The sequence below is a fragment of the Microbacterium altimontanum genome, assembly GCF_058349865.2.
The window spans coordinates 1-20965 of the sequence record NZ_JBYRJB020000007.1; the positions used below are offsets into that span (position 1 = coordinate 1).

The 20965-nt window shown below is 70.1% G+C and carries 18 protein-coding genes and 1 pseudogene; 1 reads left to right on the plus strand and 18 read right to left on the minus strand.

The genetic code is table 11. From position 1 onward, the window contains the following. Window positions 1-396 precede the first annotated feature (396 nt). A complete protein-coding gene (locus AC3RX1_RS13220) occupies window positions 397-1740 on the plus strand; it encodes a CoA transferase (protein ID WP_491501716.1) in 1344 nt (447 codons plus the stop codon). Between the two features lie 52 nt (window positions 1741-1792). Here AC3RX1_RS13220 and AC3RX1_RS13225 read toward each other — a convergent pair whose 3' ends face one another. From AC3RX1_RS13225 to AC3RX1_RS13310, 18 genes and pseudogenes are all read right to left on the minus strand, one after another. Next, window positions 1793-2419, minus strand: coding sequence for a UdgX family uracil-DNA binding protein (locus AC3RX1_RS13225; protein ID WP_491501717.1), 627 nt, complete (start codon window positions 2417-2419; stop codon window positions 1793-1795). Between the two features lie 9 nt (window positions 2420-2428). Continuing rightward, window positions 2429-3238 carry a DUF4184 family protein gene (locus AC3RX1_RS13230; RefSeq protein WP_491501718.1) on the minus strand — a complete coding sequence of 270 codons (810 nt, stop codon included), beginning with the start codon at window positions 3236-3238 and terminating at the stop codon, window positions 2429-2431. A gap of 2 nt (window positions 3239-3240) precedes the next feature. Then, complete coding sequence (tyrS, locus tag AC3RX1_RS13235) at window positions 3241-4548, minus strand: tyrosine--tRNA ligase (protein ID WP_491501719.1); 1308 nt, start codon at window positions 4546-4548, stop codon at window positions 3241-3243. A gap of 42 nt (window positions 4549-4590) precedes the next feature. Next, the gene (locus tag AC3RX1_RS13240; protein ID WP_491501720.1) at window positions 4591-5379 is read right to left on the minus strand and encodes a hypothetical protein; all 789 of its coding nucleotides are present in this window, start codon (window positions 5377-5379) and stop codon (window positions 4591-4593) included. Further along, complete coding sequence (locus AC3RX1_RS13245; protein WP_491501721.1) at window positions 5376-6020, minus strand: SatD family protein; 645 nt, start codon at window positions 6018-6020, stop codon at window positions 5376-5378. The genes AC3RX1_RS13240 and AC3RX1_RS13245 overlap by 4 nt, the downstream gene beginning before the upstream one ends. 84 nt (window positions 6021-6104) lie before the next feature. Next, the gene (gene argH, locus AC3RX1_RS13250; protein ID WP_491501722.1) at window positions 6105-7529 is read right to left on the minus strand and encodes an argininosuccinate lyase; all 1425 of its coding nucleotides are present in this window, start codon (window positions 7527-7529) and stop codon (window positions 6105-6107) included. Window positions 7530-7606: 77 nt separating this feature from the next. Beyond that, window positions 7607-8527: pseudogene (gene argF / locus AC3RX1_RS13255) on the minus strand (ornithine carbamoyltransferase); the annotation flags it as partial. Then, entirely contained in the window at window positions 8524-9747 is a 1224-nt protein-coding gene (locus tag AC3RX1_RS13260) for an acetylornithine transaminase (protein ID WP_491501723.1), read from the minus strand. The pseudogene argF and the gene AC3RX1_RS13260, both read right to left, overlap by 4 nt. Next, window positions 9744-10643: an acetylglutamate kinase gene (gene argB, locus AC3RX1_RS13265; protein ID WP_491501724.1), complete on the minus strand. Its 900-nt coding sequence runs from the start codon at window positions 10641-10643 to the stop codon at window positions 9744-9746. Before argB ends, AC3RX1_RS13260 begins: the two co-directional genes overlap by 4 nt. Then, the gene (gene argJ / locus AC3RX1_RS13270; protein WP_491501725.1) at window positions 10640-11797 is read right to left on the minus strand and encodes a bifunctional glutamate N-acetyltransferase/amino-acid acetyltransferase ArgJ; all 1158 of its coding nucleotides are present in this window, start codon (window positions 11795-11797) and stop codon (window positions 10640-10642) included. Before argJ ends, argB begins: the two co-directional genes overlap by 4 nt. Beyond that, window positions 11794-12837, minus strand: coding sequence for an N-acetyl-gamma-glutamyl-phosphate reductase (argC, locus tag AC3RX1_RS13275; protein WP_491501726.1), 1044 nt, complete (start codon window positions 12835-12837; stop codon window positions 11794-11796). Before argC ends, argJ begins: the two co-directional genes overlap by 4 nt. 262 nt (window positions 12838-13099) lie before the next feature. Continuing rightward, entirely contained in the window at window positions 13100-13840 is a 741-nt protein-coding gene (locus AC3RX1_RS13280) for a dienelactone hydrolase family protein (protein ID WP_491501727.1), read from the minus strand. A gap of 86 nt (window positions 13841-13926) precedes the next feature. Beyond that, on the minus strand, window positions 13927-16452 hold the full coding sequence (pheT, locus tag AC3RX1_RS13285) for a phenylalanine--tRNA ligase subunit beta (RefSeq protein ID WP_491501728.1): 2526 nt from the start codon (window positions 16450-16452) through the stop codon (window positions 13927-13929). Next, the gene (pheS, locus tag AC3RX1_RS13290; protein WP_491501729.1) at window positions 16452-17495 is read right to left on the minus strand and encodes a phenylalanine--tRNA ligase subunit alpha; all 1044 of its coding nucleotides are present in this window, start codon (window positions 17493-17495) and stop codon (window positions 16452-16454) included. Before pheS ends, pheT begins: the two co-directional genes overlap by 1 nt. 42 nt (window positions 17496-17537) lie before the next feature. Next, window positions 17538-18464 carry an amino acid ABC transporter permease gene (locus AC3RX1_RS13295; RefSeq protein ID WP_491501730.1) on the minus strand — a complete coding sequence of 309 codons (927 nt, stop codon included), beginning with the start codon at window positions 18462-18464 and terminating at the stop codon, window positions 17538-17540. Next, a complete protein-coding gene (locus tag AC3RX1_RS13300; RefSeq protein WP_491501731.1) occupies window positions 18461-19108 on the minus strand; it encodes an amino acid ABC transporter permease in 648 nt (215 codons plus the stop codon). Before AC3RX1_RS13300 ends, AC3RX1_RS13295 begins: the two co-directional genes overlap by 4 nt. A 71-nt stretch (window positions 19109-19179) precedes the next feature. After that, window positions 19180-20094 (minus strand): glutamate ABC transporter substrate-binding protein, encoded by a 915-nt coding sequence (locus tag AC3RX1_RS13305; RefSeq protein WP_491501732.1) that lies wholly within the window; start codon window positions 20092-20094, stop codon window positions 19180-19182. Between the two features lie 27 nt (window positions 20095-20121). Further along, window positions 20122-20913 (minus strand): amino acid ABC transporter ATP-binding protein, encoded by a 792-nt coding sequence (locus tag AC3RX1_RS13310; protein WP_491501733.1) that lies wholly within the window; start codon window positions 20911-20913, stop codon window positions 20122-20124. Window positions 20914-20965: the final 52 nt, after the last annotated feature.

A 20965-nucleotide genomic window follows, 5' to 3' on the forward strand; every position in this document is an offset into this window, starting at 1 on the left:
GACGAGGTTAATTGGCATTTGACAAGTGCACGCTGTTGAGTTCTCAAGGATCGGACGCACCCACAACCCAACCCCAACCAAGGGAGCCAGCATCGCAGGGCAACTTCACAATCATACCCGACTCCTGGCGGCGGTCAATCGACACGCCGACTGCGAGAGTCGGAGTCCCCATCGTATCACCGATCGACCGAGAGATCACCGGTCGTGGTGGAGGAACGGGGTTCGTTCGCTGCTTGAGGGGGCGGGGCCTTCCGGCCTCTCCGCTCTCCCCTTTGGGGCGAACAAGTAATACTGTACGCGGGGTGCGCACTCTGCACGAATCGGGGCTGCATCCCGGGCGTGTCGCCCTGATCGGGGCCGGTTTCGGCCGCAGCGTGCGCGGAGTACTGTCGCCCTATGACGAGCATCGACCATACGGGCTCGCGCCTCGCGGCGGACGTCCTGCGCCACCTCGGCTTCACGGCCGACCCCGTGGCTGCGCCGCCTCACCCCGTACCGCTGGCAGCGCGCACCGCTGTCGCCGATCTCGCGTGGGCCGCCGTGGCGGCCGCGTCCGCCACATCCTCGGCTCTGGCGGCCGGCGGTGCCGCGCGTCCCGACCCCGACCGAGTCGCACTCGCCTACGCCAGCGACCGGTGCCTCCTCATCGATGGCGAGCACCACACCTCGTTCGCGCCGTTGTCCGGCTTCTTCCGGACCGCCGACGGCTGGGTGCGCACGCACGGCAACTATGCGCACCACGCCGCCGCGCTTCGCCGCGCCCTCGAGCTCGGTGAGTCGGTCGCACGGGAAGACGTCGCCTCTGCGCTATCCCGCCTCGCTGCGGAGGATGCGTCTCGGCGGGTCACCGCGGAAGGCGGTCTCTGCGTCACCGTCGCACCTGAGGATCCGGATCAGGACGAACGGCTGCGCACCGAACCTCTCATCGACGTGCGTCAGATCGGACCTGCACCGGCGGGTCCGACGCCGGTCGGCCCTCCGGAGGCGCCGCTGCGCGGCATCCGCGTGCTCGATCTCACCCGCGTGATCGCAGGCCCCGTCGCGACCCGGACGCTTGCCCTTCTGGGCGCGGACGTCCTGCGCATCGACCCACCCGGTCTCCCGGAGATCGCAGCTCAGCATCTCGACACCGGCCATGGGAAGCGCTCGTCGCTGCTTGACCTGAACGCTGCGGCCGACCGCGAGAAGTTCGACGAGCTTCTGCGCACCGCCGACGTCGTCGCCCTCGGTTACCGAGCGGCCTCGCTTGCGCGGCTCGGACTGTCGCCCGCAACGCTCGCCGGCCGGCGTCCCGGCCTGGTCGTCGCCCAGCACACGGCGTGGGGAGATCCCGACCGACGCGGGTTCGATAGCCTCGTGCAGGCGGCGTGCGGAATCGCGGTGCTCGAGGGCAGCATCGACGAGCCGGGCGCACTTCCCGCGCAGGCTCTCGATCACACCACGGGCTATCTGCTCGCCACCGGCGTCATGGCCGCCCTCGCCCGCCGCGGCGCCGAGGGTGGATCCTGGGCTGTGTCCACGTCGTTGCGGCGCGTCGGGGCGGAACTGCTCGGGATGCCGCGGAGCGCCACTCCCCCTGACGCGGCGCTCGTCGACCCGGCACCGCACCTGCAGGAGTTCGACGTCGAGGGATCGCGACTGGCGACGGTCGGCCCTGCGCTTGCCTACGCCGGCGGCCCCACCGCATTCGCGCCTCCGCGCGCGTGGGGGCGCGACTCCGCTGAGTGGCTTCCACGCTAGGCCGGGGTCGTCCCCGCCCGACTGCGCGACGGCGGCCCCGGGTGGCCGTGGATCACGCGTCGGCCGCCGCCGTCCGCAGGTCGGCGACGAGCTCGGCGAATGCCTTCTCACGCTCGTCATGACCCCGCATCCGCACGATCGCCGATGGGTGGGCTGTGACGACGACCCCACGGCGGCCGGCCTCCTGCCGGATGCCCCGCTCCTGGCCGATGCGCACGTCCCGACCGAGCACCGCGCGGCCCGCCGTGGCGCCCAGGCACACGATCATCGAGGGCTGCACGCTGCGGATCTCTGCCTCGAGCCAGGGATGGCATGCCTTGATGTGCGCGACCTGCGGCTTCTCGTGGATGCGTCTGCGGCCACGCTGCTCGAACCGGAAGTGCTTGACCGCGTTGGTGACGTAGACGCGCGCTGCGTCGATTCCCGCCGCGTGGAGGGCGTCATGCAGAATCCTCCCCGCCGGCCCGACGAACGGTTCACCGGCGAGATCCTCCTTGTCGCCCGGCTGCTCGCCCACGAGCATGAGTGGTGCCGGCGCCGCACCGTCGCCGAAGACCGTCTGCGTCGCATCCCGCCACAGCTCGCAACCGCGGCATCTCTGCGACGCCTCCCGCAGAGTGTCGACGTCGTCGGTCTCGGGCACCCAGGCGTCGGCGCCGGGTCGCTCCGCATCGGTCACCTGGGGAGTCTACGACCGCCGGCGCCGCTGCACGAGCACCACGAGACACAGCAGGACCGTGAACGCCCCCCACACTCCGCACGCCGGTGGCAGCACCCGGTACGCCAGGTGCTGCGCAGTGAACACCGGCGTCAGCGGGCCGAACAGCGCCAATCCGACGATCCAGGTCACGGCGAGGACGATCGGGAGGGATGCGAGCCAGACCCAAGGCAATGCGGCCGGAGTCACACGGTACAGCGCCTTCGGGCGGGCGCGTCGCAGCCACAGCACCGCCCACACCAGGAGGATCGCGACGCCGATGACGCTGGAGCCGTGCTGCACCCACTTGTATCCGGGCAGCGGACCCCACTGCTGATCCAGCGCCGGGATGAGCGACACTCCCGCCCGCCCCTCGTGGCTGAACGCATCCCACACGATGTGGCTGAGCACGCCGAGGGCGAGCGCCAGAAGGAGCAGCAGGATGCCGCTCGGCGACGGGCGCATGCTGCCGCGACGGGCGAGCGTCTCACGCATCCCGGCGCCCGGTCCCCTGTCCCAGTCAGCCGGGATCCGGCGCGCGATCGCCGCCGGCGCCAATTCGCCGACGGCGGGACGCAGCAGACAGCGCCACAGGACGAGGAGCGCGAACGCGAGCACCACCGTGACCGGCAGCCAGGCCACATCATGCGTCCACCCGTAGTCGATCACGGTGCCGAGCACCGTGCCGCGCAGGAACAGCGGAAGATCCGGAGCCATGGCGCCCACCGCGATGGCGGCCGGCACGAGAGGAGTGCGGACGAACGGGAGCGCGACGATCGCGTGGCTGGGCGTGAACGGCATCGTCAGCGGGCGACGAACACGCCCGCGAGCGTCTTCTTTCCGCGCCGCAGCACCGAGACGCCACCGGGGAGCGCACCGGTGACGAACGCACCGTCGTCCTCCACGCGGGCGCCGTCGAGCGAGACGCCGCCCTGCGCGATGGCACGCCGCGCCTCGGAGAGGCTCGAGACCAGGCCGGTCTCGACGAGTGCCTGCGCCACTGTCGTGTCGACGGATGCGTCGACATGCGGCAGCTCGCGGAGCGCGCTGCGCAGGGTGTCGGCGTCCAGTGCGGTGAGATCGCCCTTGCCGAACAGCGCCTCGGACGCGGCTGCGGCTGCCGCCGTGGCGTCTTCGCCGTGCACGAACGTCGTGACCTCGTCGGCCAGACGCCGCTGCGCGGCGCGACGGAACGGCTCGGCCTCGACCAGGCGTTCGTACTCCTCGATCTCGGCGCGCGTCAGGAAGGTGAAGACCTTCAGCAGCTGCACCACCGTGAGGTCGTCGACATTGAGCCAGAACTGGTAGAACGCGTACGGGCTGCACATGTCCGCGTCGAGCCAGACCGCGTTGCCCATGCTCTTGCCGAACTTGGTCCCGTCGCTGTTGGTAATCAGCGGTGTGCCGATCGCGTGAACGGTCGCGCCCTCGACCCGGTGGATGAGGTCCGTGCCGCTCGTGAGGTTGCCCCACTGGTCTGACCCGCCGGTCTGCAGCACGCAGTCGTACTGCCGGTACAGCTCGAGGTAGTCGAGTCCCTGCAGGATCTGGTAGCTGAACTCGGTGTAGCTGATGCCCGCGTCGGAGTTCAGGCGGGATGCCACAGCATCCTTCTTGATCATCGCATTCACACGGAAGTGCTTGCCGATGCCGCGGAGGAAGTCGATTGCGGACATCGGACCGGTCCAGTCCAGGTTGTTCACCAGGCGTGCCGCATTGGCGCCCTCGAAGCTCAGGAACCGTTCGACCTGCGCCCGCAGCCGACCGACCCATTCCGCGACGGTCTCCACGGGATTCAGCACCCGCTCGCTGTCGCGTCCGCCGGGGTCGCCGATGAGGCCGGTCGATCCGCCGACGAGCCCGAGCGGCTTGTGCCCCGCCAGCTGCAGACGGCGCAGCAGAAGCAGCTGCACGAGGTTGCCGAGGTGCAGGCTGGGTGCCGTCGGGTCGAAGCCGCAGTAATACGTGATCGGGTCCCCGCCGAGCAGCTCGCGCAGAGCATCCTGGTCGGTGGACACGTGCACGAGCCCGCGCCACACGATCTCGTCCCACACGTTCGAGAACGTCGGGTCGTTCGCGGGCGCCGTCGCGCTCAGAGCGGATTCTGACACGCGTTTCAGCGTATCAGCGGCCGATGCCCCGCCCCGTCCGGCTCAGGAGTTCGCCGCCCACCACACCAGCAGCGCTCCGCCCAGCGCGCACACCCAGCTGACCAGGCTCCCGATGAGGAAGTATTCGGCACGCGCCCCCGTCTCACCGTCGCGGGAGATCTCGGGGAACCGCACGATGCCCTTCGCCGCGAGCATCGCCGCCAGCAGCGGATAGGCGGGGACGAGCGTGAGGAGGAACACGAGGACGCGCTCCAACGGGCCGATGAGGCGCCCGCCCGAGAAGGCGACGGCCGGACGGGCGACCGCTTCGGCACCGTCATCGGCGGGATGCGTCGGCGGCGCGGCGTCCTCCGTGTCCGTCTCGTCAGCCCGTCCGGACTCCTCGGCCGGTCGCCAGACGCGTTCACCGGCGAGCGCCGCGCGCACGACGAGATTCGCCGATTCGAGCAGGAACAGGAGGACACCGACGACGAGGACCGCGAGGTCGAACGGCACCGGCCCGAACGGCGAGTCCACCTGCCAGATGCCGTCGAGGAGGCCGGCGGCGCTTCGGTCGCCCACCAGCACCACCGCGAGCACGCAGCCGAGCGCCAGCACCACCGCCGGCCAGAACGCAAGCGGCGCCGGTCGGCGAACGGGCATCGCCCAGATCCACACCGCACCGAGGACCGGAGCGAGGATCGTCGCCGCGAGGGCGCCGCTCCCGACGCCCACGGCGAGAACCAGCACGAGCACCGCGACATAGCCGATCCACTGTCGACGGCGCGGCACGAACTGGCGCACGAGATCGGCGCAGCCGATCGCGAGCAGCAGGAGACCGGCGATGGTCATCCTCGTTCTCCGAGCAGTTCATCGAGGCCGTCGAGCAGCGCCGCCGCTCCGGAGCTGCGCAGCGACTTCGACACGCTGGGTTGGGTGATCCCCTCCTGCGCGGCGAGCTGCGTCTGCGACAGCCCTGCGGCGCGCCCATACGCGATGCGGCGTTCCCGTTCGCTCATCCGTACGACGAGGGCGTCGCGCGCGAGGAGGTACGCGTTGCTGGCCGCCACGACGGTGTCCATGACCTCATCCTGCCCGTCGGCGCCGACGATCCAGGTGCGCGACGTCGGCACGGCGCGCTTCTGCCGATCGTGCACGATCTCGATCGCGGTGCGCGCCGCCCACCATCCCGGCCCGTCAGACAGCTCTCGCTCGGCCGCTGCCACCGGTCTCACTTCGCCGATCCCGAGTCCGAACCGGAACTCGAGGCCCTCGGGGAGGGCGAACTGCAGCAGCAGCAGCGAAGCCATCGCCTCTGCCAGCCCGGGATAGACGCCCTGCTGTTCGTCGCCGACCGTGGCGGTGAGCGGCTGCACGGCGAGCGGATGGTCGCGTTCGACCCGCGCGATGGCGGCGTCGAATGCTCGCTGCGCGGCCGTGCGGTCGGGCAGCCTCCGGGATCCGACGATGTCGGCGATCACAGCGGCGACCATGACATAACCATAGCATGCATATCCAATGGATATGCACAAATCGGTTATTTCAGACAGATATGCGCCGAAGGGGCATGCCGGCGATCAGAGACCGAGGGCGTGCACCGCGCTCTGCGCGCGCGCGATGAGTTCCGCGCGCTGCTCTCCCACCCGCACCGGAGCGGTGCCGCCGGCACCGTCGCGACTCGCGACCGAACCCGAGACCGTGAGAACATCCCGCACCGCGGGCGCGAGGTGCTCGGAGACCTCGGCGAGCACCTGGTCAGAGGCATCCGACAGCTCGATACCGCGCCGTTCGCATTCCCGCACCAGCGCGCCGGAGATCTCATGCGCATCGCGGAACGGAACCCCCTTCCGCACCAGCCAGTCGGCCACGTCGGTCGCGAGCGAGAAGCCTTCGGGCGCGAGCCGCGCCATCCGTTCGGTATCGAAGCGCAGCGTCGCGACCATGCCCGCGAACGCCGGCAGCAGCAGCTCGAGGGTTTCGACGGAGTCGAACACCGGCTCCTTGTCCTCCTGCAGGTCGCGGTTGTAGGCGAGCGGGAGCCCCTTGAGCGTCGCGAGCAGTCCGGTGAGGTTGCCGATGACCCGTCCCGCCTTGCCGCGGGCGAGCTCGGCGATGTCGGGGTTCTTCTTCTGCGGCATGATGCTCGAGCCCGTCGAGAACGCGTCGTCGAGCGTGACGAACCCGAACTCGCGGGTGTTCCAGAGGATGATGTCCTCGGCGAACCGCGACAGGTCCACGCCGATCTGCGCGGCGATGAAGGCGAACTCGGCCACCACGTCGCGGGCGGCGGTGCCGTCGAGAGAGTTCTCCGCCGGACGGTCGAGTCCCAGTTCACGCGCGACGAGCACGGGATCGAGTCCGAGGCTCGACCCGGCGAGCGCTCCCCCGCCGTACGGGCTCACCCGGGCACGCGCCGACCAGTCGCGCAGCCGCTCCAGGTCGCGCACGAGCGGCCACCCGTGCGCCTGAAGGTGGTGGGCGAGCAGGATCGGCTGCGCATGCTGCAGGTGGGTGCGCCCCGGCATGATCGCTTCGGGATGTGCCTCCGCCTGGGACACGATCGCGTCGATCAGGCGCAGGATGCCGTGCGCGATCGTCTTCGCGTGGTCGAGGAGATACAGCCGCACGAGAGTCGCGATCTGGTCGTTGCGGCTGCGACCGGCGCGCAGACGGCCGCCGAGATCGCCGCCCGCCCGCTCGATGAGCCCCCGCTCGAGGGCGCCGTGCACGTCCTCGTCGGTGTCGGCAGCGGCGAAGGCCCCCGATGCGACGTCAGCCTCGAGCCGGTCGAGCGCCGCCCGCATGCCGGCGAGCTGCCCGTCGGTGAGGTACCCCGCGGCGTGCAGCGCGGCGGCGTGCGCCCGTGAGCCCGCGATGTCGTAGGGGGCGAGCGCCCAGTCGAAGTGCGTCGAGACGCTCAGCGCGGCCAGCTCCGGCGACGGGCCGGAAGCGAACCGCGCGCCCCAGAGCGCGCCCTCGTTGGTGCCGTGCGACTCGGTCACGCGCGCGCTCCCGTCTGGGCCGGCGTGGCGACGACGGAAGGCGTGGCGGCGGAAGCAGCACCGGCCGACGCCGTCCCGTTCTGCCGCAACAGCCAGACGAGCAGCGCCTTCTGCGCATGCAGGCGGTTCTCGGCCTCGTCCCACACCACCGACTGGGGGCCGTCGATGACCTCCGCGTCGACCTCGTAGCCGCGGTCGGCGGGCAGGCAGTGGATGAAGATCGCGTCGTCCTTCGCCTGCGCCATGAGCTCGCTGGTCACCTTGTACCCGCCCAGGTCGCGCAGGCGCGCGAGCTTCTCCTCCTCTTTGCCCATCGACACCCACGTGTCGGTGACCACGACGTCGGCTCCCGCGATCGCCTCGTTCACGTCGGTGTAGAGCGTCACCGAACCGCCCGTGTCGGCGGCGATGCGATCGGCGTCGGCGACGACGTCCTCGCGCGGCGCATACGCCTCGGGCGACGCGACCCGCACATGCATCCCCGCCGTGACGCAGGCGAGCACGTACGAGTGCCCCATGTTGCAGCGGCCGTCGCCGAAGAACGCGAGAGTGAGGCCCCGCAGGTCGCCCTTGTGCTCGCGGATCGTCAGCAGATCGGCCAGCAGCTGGCAGGGGTGGAAATCGTCGGAGAGCGCATTGATGACGGGCACCCGAGTGCCCCGTGCCATCTCCTCGAGGCCCGCCTGCGCGTACGTGCGCCACACGATCGCCGCGACCTGACGCTCCATGACGCGCGCCGTGTCGGACGGCGTCTCCTTGCCGCCGAGCTGGCTGTTCGCCGTGGAGATGATCAGGGGCGACCCGCCGAGGTCGGCGATGCCGACGGCGAACGACACGCGCGTGCGGGTCGACGACTTGTCGAAGATCACCGCGACCGTCTGCGGGCCCGCGAGCGATTTGTCGGCCCAGCGGTCCTTCTTCAGCTCGAGCGCCAGGTCGAGGATCTCGGCCTGCTCAGCCGGGCTCAGGTCGTCGTCGCGCAGCAGGTGGCGTGTCACTTGGGCTCCTTGGGGTCGGCCGCCGCGACCTCGTGCAGGGCGGCGGAGAAGAGGGTGGTGAACTCGTCGACCTCGGCGTCGCCGATCGTGTAGGCGGGAGCGATGCGGATGACGTCGGCCGTCGGCGCGTTGACGATGAGCCCGCGCCGCTGCGCGGCATCCCGCACCTCGGCCGCCACGGGCGCGCTCAAGGTGATGCCGATGAGCAGGCCCGCGCCGCGGGTTCCCGTCACGAGCGGCATGTCCGCCACCGCGGCGCGCAGCTGCTCGCCGCGCGCGGTGACGTTCGCGAGCAGATCGCCGGTCTCGATCTCGTCGAGCACCGCCTCGCCGACCGCGGTCGCGAGCGGGTTGCCGCCGAACGTCGAGTTGTGCGTGCCAGGGTAGAACAGATCGCTCCGCCCGAACGTGATGAGGGCGCCGAGTGGGAAGCCGCCGGCGATGCCCTTCGCGAGCGTCATCGCGTCGGGGACGATCCCCTCGCGCTGGAACGCGAACCAGCTGCCCGTGCGGCCGACGCCGGTCTGCACCTCGTCGACGATGAGCAGCGCGCCGTGCTCCGCCGTGAGCTCCCGCGCCCGGCGCAGGAACCCCTCCGGGTGCTCGACCACACCGGCTTCGCCCTGGATCGGCTCGACGACGAGCGCCGCGACGGTGTCGTCGACGGCGTCCTCGAGCGCGGCGATCGTGCCGTCGATGTGCGCGACATCGGGCAGCAGCGGGCGGAACGGATCCTGATACGCGGGCTTCGGCGTGAGCGAGAGCGAGCCCATCGTCCGGCCGTGGAACGCGCCGTTGAGGCTCAGGATCGTCTTCTTGCCGGTGGCGTGCGCGTGCAGCCGGGCGAGCTTGATCGCCGTCTCGTTCGCCTCGGATCCCGAGTTGGCGAAGAACACGTGACCGTCGTCCCCGGCGCTGGCGAGCCGCTTCAGCCGGGCGGCCAGCCGCAGCTGCTGCGGGGTCGCGAAGTAGTTCGACACGTGCGCGAGGGTCTTGGCCTGCTCCGCCACCGCCTGCACGAACACCGGATGAGCGTGACCGAGCGAGTTCACGGCGATGCCGCCGAGGAAGTCGAGATAGCGGGTGCCGTCGGCATCCCACACGTGAGAGCCCTCACCGCGCACGAGAAGCGCGAGCCGCCCGCCGAGGTTCAGCAGATCGCGGGCCGCGTCGTCCTGCCATGTGCTCGCCGCGGTGTCGCTCACCGTCGTGTCGTTCACTGTGCGACCACCTCCGTTCCGATGCCGTTCTGGGTGAAGATCTCCACGAGCACCGAATGCGGCACGCGGCCGTCGATGATCGCCGCCGTATCGACGCCGCCGGTCACGGCGTCGAGGCACGCGCGCATCTTCGGGATCATCCCCGACTCCAGGCGCGGCAGCATCTCGGTGAGCTCGGGCGCTGTGATGCGCGAGACGAGCGAATCGCGGTTCGGCCAGTTCGCGTACAGCCCGGCGACGTCGGTGAGGATCACGAGCTTCGTCGCGCCGAGGGCTGTGGCCAGGGCGGCGGCCGCCGCGTCCGCATTCACGTTGAGGGAGTGCCCCGGGTTGTCGAGATCGGGGGCGATCGACGACACGACGGGGATGCGTCCGGCGACGAGGTGGTCGAGGATCGGCTGCGGGTCGACCTGGACGACGTCGCCGACGCGGCCGAGATCGTGCTCGACGCCGTCGATCACGACGCCGCGGCGGCGGCCGCCGAACAGCCCCGCGTCCTCACCCGAGAGCCCGGTCGCGATCGGGCCGTGCGCATTGATCTTGCCCACGAGCTGCGGATTGATCTGCCCGGTGAGCACCATGCGGACGACGTTGATCGCCTCGGTGGAGGTGACCCGGTAGCCGCCCTTGAACTCGCTCGGGATGGCGAGTCGGTCGAGCATGGACGAGATCTGCGGTCCGCCGCCGTGGACGACGACCGGCCGCACCCCGACGTAGCGCAGATACGCGATGTCGGCGGCGAACGCATCCTGCAGCTCTTCCGACACCATGGCGTTGCCGCCGTACTTGATCACGATGATCTGGTCGCTGAAGCGGCGCAGCCATGGCAGCGACTCGATGAGCGTGGTGGCCTTGGCGGATGCCTCGGCCGGATCGGTGTCCTGGATGTCGGTCATGACGAATAGGCGCTGTTCTCGTGGACGTAGTCGTGGGTGAGGTCGTTCGTGAGGATCGTCGCGGTCATGTCGCCCGCCTTGAGGTCGATCAGCACGTGCGTCGCCCGCGGGGTGAGGTCGACGTCGTCGCGGGATGCGTCGGGGCCGCCCTTGGTGCACACCCGCACACCGTTCATCCACACGTCGGTGTCGTACGGGTCGAACACCGCCTGTGTCGTGCCGATCGCCGCGAGCACCCGGCCCCAGTTCGGGTCGTTGCCGAAGATCGCCGCCTTGAAGAGGTTGTTGCGCGCGACCGAGCGGCCGACCTCCAGAGCGTCGGCTTCGGTTGCCGCCGACCGCACCTCGATCGTGATGTCGTGGCTCGCGCCCTCGGCGTCGGCCTGCAGCTTGCGCGCGAGCTCCGCACACAGGTCGGCGAGCTCCGCACCGAACCGCGCGAGGTCGGGAGTGACGCCCGAGGCGCCGCTGGCCAGAAGCGTGACCTGGTCGTTCGTCGACATGCAGCCGTCGGAGTCGAGCCGGTCGAAGCTGACGCGGGTGGCGGCGCGGAGGACGGTGTCGGCCTGGGCGGCGGTCAGCACCGCGTCGGTCGTGATCACGACGAGCATCGTCGCGAGGCCGGGCGCCAGCATCCCGGCCCCCTTCGCCATGGCGCCGATCGTCCAGCCGTCGACGTGGCGCTCGGCGGTCTTGCTCACCGTGTCGGTGGTCATGATCGCGGCAGCGGCCTCCTGTCCGCCGTCGACCGACAGCGCGGCGATGCCCTTCTCGACACCGTCGAGCACCCGGTCGCGGAAGATCTGGTCGCCGGAGCCGATGAGCCCGGTCGAGCAGACGATGACATCGGCGGCGCTGACGTCGAGCAGCTGCGCAGCCTTCTCGGCCGTGAGGTGCGTGGTCTGGAAGCCGAACGCCCCGGTGAAGCAGTTCGCGCCCCCCGAGTTCAGCACGACGGCCTCGACGACGCCGTCGGCGATGGCCTGCTGCGACCAGATGATCGGGTTCGCCTTCGCCCGGTTGCCGGTGAACACTGCCGCGCCCACCTTGTCGGGACCGCGGTTGACGACCACGGCGACGTCGGGCTTGCCGGTCGATTTCAGGCCGACGGCAACCCCGGCCGCCTCGAATCCCTGCGGCGCGGTGACACTCACGGCGCGACTCCGTTCACTGTCAGGGCACGGTCCTCGGGAAGGCCGAGCGCGATGTTCATCGACTGCACCGCGGCGCCGGCGGTGCCCTTCACGAGGTTGTCCACGGCGGTGACGACGGTCACGCGCCGCGTGTCGCGGTCGACGTGCAGCCCCATCAGGGCGGTGTTCGCGCCGATGACGTCGGCCGTGCGCGGATAGACGCCCGCGGGCAGCAGCTGCACGAACGGCTCGTCGGCGTACGCCTGCTCCCAGGCCTCGCGGATCTCGGCGTCCGACGCAGCGCCGGCGATCGGCGCGGAGCTGGTGGCGAGGATGCCGCGCGCCATCGGCACGATCACGGGCGTGAACGACAGGTGCACCTCGTCGGCGCCGGCGGCCCGCAGCGCCTGCTTGACCTCCGGGATGTGACGGTGCACCCCGCCCACGGCGTACGGATTCGCCGAGCCGAGGATCTCGCTGCCGAGCAGGTGCGGCTTGAGGCTCTTGCCTGCGCCCGACGGGCCGACCGCGAGCACGCTCACCAGGTCGGTCGGATCTATCACGCCGGCCGCCACGCCCGGCGCCAGGCTGAGGCTCACCGTCGACGCGTTGCAGCCGGGGGCGGCGATGCGGGCGGCGCCGACGAGGTTCGCCCGCTGCTTCCCGGTGGGGGTGGGCAGCTCGGGCACGCCGTACGCCCACGGCTCGTGGAAAGTGCCGCCGTAGAAGTCGTGCCAGTCGGCGGCGGACTCCAGGCGGTGGTCGGCTCCGGCGTCGATCACGAGCCGGGTGTCGGCGAGCGCCTCGGTGTACTGCCCCGACTGGCCATGCGGCAGAGCGAGGAAGACGATGTCGTGCCCGGCGAGCACCTCCGGCGTGGTGTCCTGCAGCTGCAGATGCGCGAGCGAGCGCAGGTGCGGCTGGTGCGCGATGAGGGGCTGGCCGGCGTTCGCGTGGGCCGTGACGGTGCGGATCGTGATGTCGGGGTGGGCGGCGAGGAGGCGGAGGATCTCTCCCCCGGCATAGCCGGAGGCGCCGGAGACGGCGACCGAATAGGTCATTCTTCTACCTTAGTTTCGCAGGAGACGCCGGACTGAGCCGGCACGGGCCGATGACGGCGACTCCGTGCGCGCCCTCACACGGGCACGGCACAGGGCCGCCTAGAGTCGGCGGTCGCCCCGACGTCGGCGCGCGGAACCGAGGCTCGTGGTGAGCATCTCGAGGTTGTGCGCGGCCTGCGGCATGGCCCGAGGTTAGCGCCCGCTCCGCGATGCGCCAAATTGGCGATGTCATACGGGCGTCGCGTTCGCGGTCGGGAGGCGGTCAGAGACGCTCGGCGAGGAACGCCGTCACCCGCCGCCAGGCGTCGGCTGCGGCATCCGGGTCGTAGCGGCTGCCGGCGTCGTTGAAGAACGCGTGGGATGCGTCGGCGTAGACGACGGGTGTGAAGTCGACGCCCGCGGCGGCCATCGCGGTGCGCACGCCCGGCAGCGCCTCCATGAGAGCCGGATCGTGGCCGCCGTAGAGCGCGAGGACGGGGCAGCCGATGCGCGCCATGGCGACGGGATCGGGCGCCGTGCCGTAGAAGGGCACGGCGGCCCGGATGCGTCGGTCGGACGCTGCGAGCAGGAACGCGTACGTCCCCCCGAAGCAGAAGCCGACCGTGCCGATGCGTCCGTCGACGCCGGCCTGATCGGCGAGCCAGTCGACGCTCGCGCGCAGCGCGCCGGTGGCCCACTCCGCGTACTCCGGGGCCTTCGTGCTCGACAGGGCTTCCCGCATCCGGGGCTGACCCTCCGCGCGCGTGCGCTCGTCGGGCGAGTTCATGAGGGCGAACAGCTCGCCGCCGAGCGCGGGCTCCACGCCGCCGTGGCTGAGGATGTCGGGCGCGACTGCGAGATAGCCTTCCTGCGCGAACCGTGTCGCGACGTCCTCGATGTGCGGTGTCAGCCCCCAGATCTCGTGGATGACGACGAGCGCGTCGCGCGGCGGACCGTCCGGCCGCGCGACGAACGCGCCGAACTCCTCGCCGTCGGCCGCCGTGAGTGTGATCATCTCGCCCATACGCTCACGCTACGCCGCACCCGGTGGAGCGGGATCCGTCCCACCGTGATCCGCCGCCGCGCGCCGACGACACGAAGACACGTCGGTCAGTCGCGGATCTTCGCGCCGAACCGCTCCGCCGCCAGTTCCACTCCCTGCAGCTTCGCCTCGGTCGCCTCCGCCGCGGTCAGGGTGCGGTCAGCCGCCCGGAACAGCAGCGCGAAGGTCAGGCTCTTGTGTCCCTCGACGATCCCCTCGCCGCGATAGTCGTCGACCAGGCGGAGCGATTCGAGCAGTCCGCCGCATCCGGCGACGAGCGCGTCGCGCACCGCTCCGGCCGGCACGTCGGCGGGAACGACGAGCGACACGTCCTGCGTCGCCGCGGGATACGTCGACAGCGAGCCGGCGACGACCCGCGACTGCGCCTGCAGCAGCGCATCGAGGTCGAGTTCGGCGACGTACACACGCCCCTGCAGCGACGCCTCCTCGGCGACCGCGGGCAGCAGCTCGCCGACGTAGCCGATCTCGCGTCCGCCGACCGAGACGGTGCCCGTGCGGCCCGGGTGCAGCGCGGCGCGCCTGGACTGGGCGATCTCGGCCTGGACGCCCGCCGCCGCAGCGATCGCGCGGACGGCGTCGATCGCATCCGCGAGCGAGACGGGCACCGCCGGCTGACCCGGCTGCTTGGCGATCGCGTTGCCTGCCAGCAGGACCGCGACATGGCGGGGCTGCGGCGGAAGCGAGGTGTCCAGCTCGGCGAGCGTCGCATCGTCGGGCCGCACGGCGAGCGGGGGCACCGTGTCGGTGCCGTACTGCACCCCGGGCTCGGGCAGGAACACCGCGCCGAGTTCGAACAGCCCCAGATCGGTGAACCCTCGCGACAGGTTGCGGTGCGCCGTCTGGACGAGACCGGGGATGAGCGAGCGGCGCAGGTACGGCGCCTGTCCGTCGAGCGGATTGGCGAGCTTGACGCTCGGCAGCGGCTCCCCCGACGGCGAACCGTGCAGGTCGTTCTGCGCCGCCGTGGTGAACGGGAACGACGGCGTCTCGACGAATCCCGCGGCGGCGAGCGCATTCGCCACCCGGCGGCGGCCCTGCTGCGCGGAGGTCCAGCCGCGGCCGGACGGCGGCGTCGGCAGCACGCTCGGCACGCGGTCCAGCCCGTGGATGCGCGCGACCTCTTCCGCGAGGGTCCACTTGTCGGTGAGATCCGAACGCCACGACGGCGGCGTGACGACCCACTGCGGACCGTCCTCGCCGATGCCGTCGAGGTCGACGACGTCGCAGCCGATCATCTCGAGCGCGCCGGTGACCTCCGTCGGCGTGTAGTCGACGCCGATGAGCGCGCCGACGAAGTCCTTGGGCAGCAGGATGCCCTTCTGCGAGTAGTCGGCGAACAGGGCACCGCCCACCTCGGTGTCAAGGGTGCCGCCGGCGAGCTCGACCATGAGGTCGGCGACCCGGCGAGCGGCGACGAACGGGATCGCGGGGTCGACGCCGCGTTCGAAGCGGCGAGACGCCTCGCTGGGGAGCTTGTGCCGCCGCGCCGTGCGCGCGATCGTCACCGGGTCGAACGTCGCGGCTTCGATGAGCACGTTCGTCGTCTCGAGGCTCATCTCGGTGGCGGCGCCGCCCATGACCCCGGCGAGGCCGATCGGGCCCGAGCCGTCGGTGATGAGCAGGTCCTCCGGGTGGAGATCACGCACCTGTTCGTCGAGGGTCGTGAGCTTCTCACCCGCGCGGGCGCGGCGGACCGTGATCCCGTCGGTGAGCTTGTCGAGGTCGTAGCCGTGGATCGGATTGCCGAGCTCGAGCATGACGTAGTTCGTGATGTCGACGAGCAGGGAGATCGACCGGATGCCGGCGAGCACGAGCCGGGCGATCATCCACGGCGGGGTCGGCCGGCCGGCATCGACGCCGCGGACGATGCGCACGACGAATTCGCTCGCACCGGCGTTGCCGCGGATGGGCGACGCATCCTCCACCGCGACGGCGAATCCGCCCTCGGGCTGCCCCAGCTCGCCCCACGCGCGCTCCCCCGGATCGCGGAACGCGGCGCCCGTGGCGTGTGAGTACTCGCGGGCGACGCCCCGCAGGCTCAGCGCATAGCCGCGGTCGGGAGTGACGTTGATCTCGACCGCCACGTCGTCGAGGCCGAGCAGCGCGATCGCGTCCGCGCCGACCGGAGCGTCGATGCCGAGGTCGACCAGGCGCAGGATGCCGCTGTGCTCGTCGCCGAGGCCGAGCTCCCGAGCGGAGGCGATCATGCCGTCGGAGACGTGGCCGTACGTCTTGCGCGCAGCGATCGGGAACGGCCCGGGGAGCACGGCACCGGGCAGGGTCACGATGACCTTGTCGCCGACGCCGAAGTTGTGTGCGCCGCACACGATGCCGCGCACGCCGCCGTTCTGCTCGCCGACGTCGACCTGGCACCAGTTGATGGTCTTGCCGTTCGACTGCGGCTCGGGCTCCACCGAGAGCACCTGCCCGACGACGATGGGACCCGACACCTCGAAGCGGTGCACGTCCTCCTCTTCGAAGCCGACCGACACGAGGGACGCGAGGATGTCGTCGGGCGACGCGTCCTGCGGCACATCGACGTATTCGCGCAGCCAGGAGACAGGGACGCGCATCAGACCACCATTCCGTACTGCTCGCTGAAGCGGACATCGCCCTCGGCCATGTCGCGCATGTCCTTCACGTCGCTGCGGAACATCAGTGCCCGCTCGACGCCGATCCCGAATGCGAAGCCCGAGTACACCTCGGGGTCGATCCCTGCCGCGCGCAGCACGTTGGGGTTGACCATGCCGCAGCCGCCCCACTCGATCCAGCGGGCGCCGCCCTTGAACGTCGGGTGCCACAGGTCGAACTCGGCGCTCGGCTCGGTGAACGGGAAGTAGTTGGTGCGCAGCCGCGTCTTCGCCTCGGCGCCGAACAGCTGCCGGGCGAGGTGATCGAGAGTGCCTTTGAGGTGCGCCATCGTGATGCCCTTGTCGACGACGAGGCCCTCCACCTGCATGAACACCGGCAGGTGCGTCGCGTCGAACTCGTCGGTGCGGTACACGCGCCCCGGGCACACGATGTAGATCGGCAGGTCGCGGGTGAGCATCGATCGCATCTGCACCGGGCTGGTGTGCGTGCGCATCACGAGATGGCGGGCGGTCGGGTCGACGAAAAACGTGTCCTGCATCTGCCGCGCCGGGTGGTCCTCGTCGAAGTTCAGGGCGTCGAAGTTGAACCACTCGTGCTCGAGCTCGGGTCCTTCGGCGACCTCCCACCCCATGCCGATGAAGATGTCGCCGATCTGCTCCTGCAGGAGGGTCAGCGGATGCCGCGCGCCGACGCGCGACCGGGAGGCGACGGCGGTGATGTCGACGCGCTCCGCCTCCAGTCGTGCCGTCGTCTCGGCCGCCGCCAGTTCCGCCTCGCGCGCGGCGAGAGCCTGGCTGACGCATCCGCGGCCCTGGCCGATGAGCTTGCCGAACGTCGCCTTGTGCTCGGGAGCGACCTCGCGCATCCGCGCGTTGAGCCTCGCCAGGGGCGAGCCCTCCGCGGTGTGGGCTGCGCGGGCGGCCTTCAGTTCGCCGGTATCGGATGCGGCGGCGATGGCTGCGAGCGCGGCGGTGACCGCGGCATCCACCGCCTCGGGAGAAATCTCAGAAACCTCGTCGGACACGAGAACCGAGTCTACCGGCGGGTGAGGATCGCCCTCACGCGGTCAGGCGGACAGCCCGCCCTGTGATGTCCCGTCGAACTTGCCGAGGCCCCGGCGCACGGCGATGGCCTCGGTCTCGGTGGTCGCGTCGTCTCCGCCACCGCCGGCGGTGGTGTGCACCTTCGGCGACCGGCGCGTGCGCTTCTCGACGAGGTAGGCCGCGTACGAGAGCAGGAGGCACAGGGCGACGTAGATGGCACCGCCGACGATCGCAGAAGGCACCAGCGGCGAGCCGAACTCCGGCTGGTTGCCGAGCAGCTTGATCACGTACAGGAGTTCGGGGTACGTGATGATGAACCCGAGGGCGGTGTCCTTCAGCGCGACCACGAGCTGCGAGATGATGACGGGCATCATGGCCCTCACCGCCTGAGGCAGCAGGATCAGCCGCATCACGGCGTTCTTGCGGAGGCCGATGGCGTAGCCGGCCTCGCGCTGACCTGTCGGCAGCGACTCGACGCCGGCGCGGATCGCCTCGGCGAGCACCGAGCCGTTGTACGCGATGAGGGCGATCACCACGGCGTAGTAGGGCTCCATCTTGATGCCGACGACGGGGAGGCCGTAGTACAGCAGCATCATGAAGATCAGCACCGGAATGGCACGCAGGATCTCCACGATCCAACCGATCGGCACGCGGACCCAGGCGTGGTCGGAGAGCCTTCCGACAGCGAGGATGAAGCCGAGGATCAGCGATCCGATCGCCGCGACGATGAACGCCGAGAGCGTGTGCCAGAGGCCGTCGAGGATCAGGAGCCACGGGCGCGTGTAGGTGAAGATCGCCCACTTGCGCGCATCGAACTGGCCGGTGTCGGCAAGTCGCCAGATCGCCAGTCCGATGATCGCGAGCACCACGAGGACCGTGATGATCCCGAGGATGCGGTTGCGCAGCACCGCCCGGGGGCCGGGCGCGTCGTACAGGACCGAACTGCTCATCGTGCCACCCTCCAACGGCGCTCGAGCACGCGCTGCAGCCAGGCGAGCAGCAGCACGAGCACGACGAAGATCACTGCCACCCAGATCAGCACGACGAGCTGGTTCTCACCGCGCTCGCTGAGCCATGCGCGGATGGAGCCGAGGTTCAACACCGAGAACCCCGCTGCCACGGTGGTGTTCTTCAGCAGGGCGATGAACACGCTCATCATCGGCGGGATCACCGAGCGGAACGCCTGCGGCATGACGACGAGCGTCATGACCTGTCCGAATCCGAGACCGAGGGCCCGCGCTGCCTCGGCCTGTCCGATCGGCACCGTGTTGACGCCCGACCTGATCGTCTCGGCCACGTACGTGGCGGTGTAGATCCCGAGCGCGACAGTCGCCAGCGCGATGGCATCGAACCGCTGGTGCAGCAGGATCGGCATGCAGAACGCGAAGAAGAACATCACGAGCGTGAGCGGTGTGTTGCGGATCCAGTTGACGTACAGCGTCCCGACGGCGCGCGCGACCGGGATCGGCGACACCCGCATGGCGCCCACGATGATCCCCAGCACGAGTGCGATCAGCCCGCCGACGAAGAACAGGATGAGCGTTCCCGCGATGGCATCCCACCACAGGTCCCAGTTGTCGGTGATGACTCCCACAGGGCGCCTCTCTGCGTTGCGAACGGGAAACGGGATGGGGCGGCGGCGCGTGCCGCCGCCCCTGCCTCAGATCAGCCGACGGCGTCGACCTTGGGCTGCTCGGCCTTCACGCCCGACGCACCCAGGTTGTTGTCGAAGATCTTCTGCCAGACGTCGTGACCGTCGGTCAGGACGTTGTTGAAGAACGACTGCAGCGCGGCGTCGTCCTTCGCGAGGCCGATGCCGTAGCGCTCCTCGCTGAACACGTCGCCGACGGTCTTCAGCTTGTCGGGGTCCTGCGCGGCATAGCCGAGGAGGATCGCCTGGTCGGTGGTGACCGCGTCGACCTGGCCGTTCTTCAGGTCCTCGACGCAGGTGGAGTACGTGTCGTACTCCTTGGTCTTGGCCGGGGTCTCATCCTTGATCCGCTGGATGGAGGTCGACCCGGTCGCCGAGCAGACCACGTCGTCCTTCGTGAGCGAGTCCTTGCCGGTGATCTTGTCGTTGTCCTTCGCGACGAGCAGGCCCTGGCCGGTGATGAAGTAGGGGCCGGCGAAGGAGATCTGCTGCTTGCGCTTGTCGGTGATCGAGTACGTGCCGACGTAGTAGTCGATGTCGCCGTTCACGATCGCCTGCTCGCGGTTGGCCGACGCGATGGGCTTGAAGTCGATCTTGTCCTCGCCGTAGCCGAGCGATGCGGCCATCCAGCGCGCGATGTCGACGTCGAAGCCGGTGCGCTTGCCGGTGGTGGCATCGAGGTAGCCGAGACCGGGCTGGTCTTCCTTCACACCGATCGTGACCTTGTCGGCCTTCTTGATGCGGTCGAAGGTCGGGCTGCCGGTCAGGTCGACGTTCGACGCGACCGTCCACGGAGTGCTCGAGCCGCCGTCGCCGTTGTTGCCGTTGCCGTTTCCGGTGTCGCCCGGGGTTCCGCTGTTGCAGGCGGTCAGCGCGAGCAGCGCTGCCGCCGCGACGCTCAGGCTCGCGATGATGCGGGTCTTTCGCATGTGTCTCTCTCTTTCGTGCGGGCCGGATCAGTGCGTGAGGAGCTTCGAGAGGAAGTCCTTCGCGCGATCCGACTGGGGGTTGGTGAAGAAGTCCTCGGGAGACGCCTGTTCGACGATCTGCCCGTCGGCCATGAAGACGACGCGGTCGGCGGCCTTGCGCGCGAAGCCCATCTCATGGGTGACGACGATCATCGTCATGCCGTCCTGCGCGAGGCCGACCATGACGTCGAGGACCTCGTTGATCATCTCCGGGTCGAGGGCGCTCGTCGGCTCGTCGAACAGCATGACCTTGGGGTTCATCGCGAGGGCGCGCGCGATCGCGACGCGCTGCTGCTGCCCGCCGGAGAGCTGTGCGGGAAGCTTCTCGGCCTGCGGGCCGACGCCCACGCGGTCGAGCAGGATGCGCGCCTCCTTCTCGGCATCCGCCTTCTTCATCTTGCGGACCTTGATGGGCCCCAGCGTGACGTTCTCGAGGATCGTCAGGTGCGAGAAGAGATTGAACGACTGGAACACCATTCCCACGTCGCTGCGCAGCTGCGCGAGGCCCTTGCCCTCCTTGGGGAGCTCCTTGCCGTCGATCGTGATCGTGCCGCTCGTGATGGTCTCGAGGCGGTTGATCGTGCGGCAGAGGGTGGACTTGCCGGAGCCGGAGGGGCCGATGACCACCACGACCTCGCCCCTGTTCACCACCAGATCGATGTCTTTCAGGGCCTGGAAGTCGCCGTAGTGCTTCTGCACGTTCTCGACCACGACCAGCGGGTCGCCGCGCCGCACCGAGATGTTCGACGTCTTCGGAGCCGCGTCATCGGGGATCGTCATGGAGACAACCCTAGGGAACCACCCAGGAGATTCGCGACTTGAGCGCGGCAGA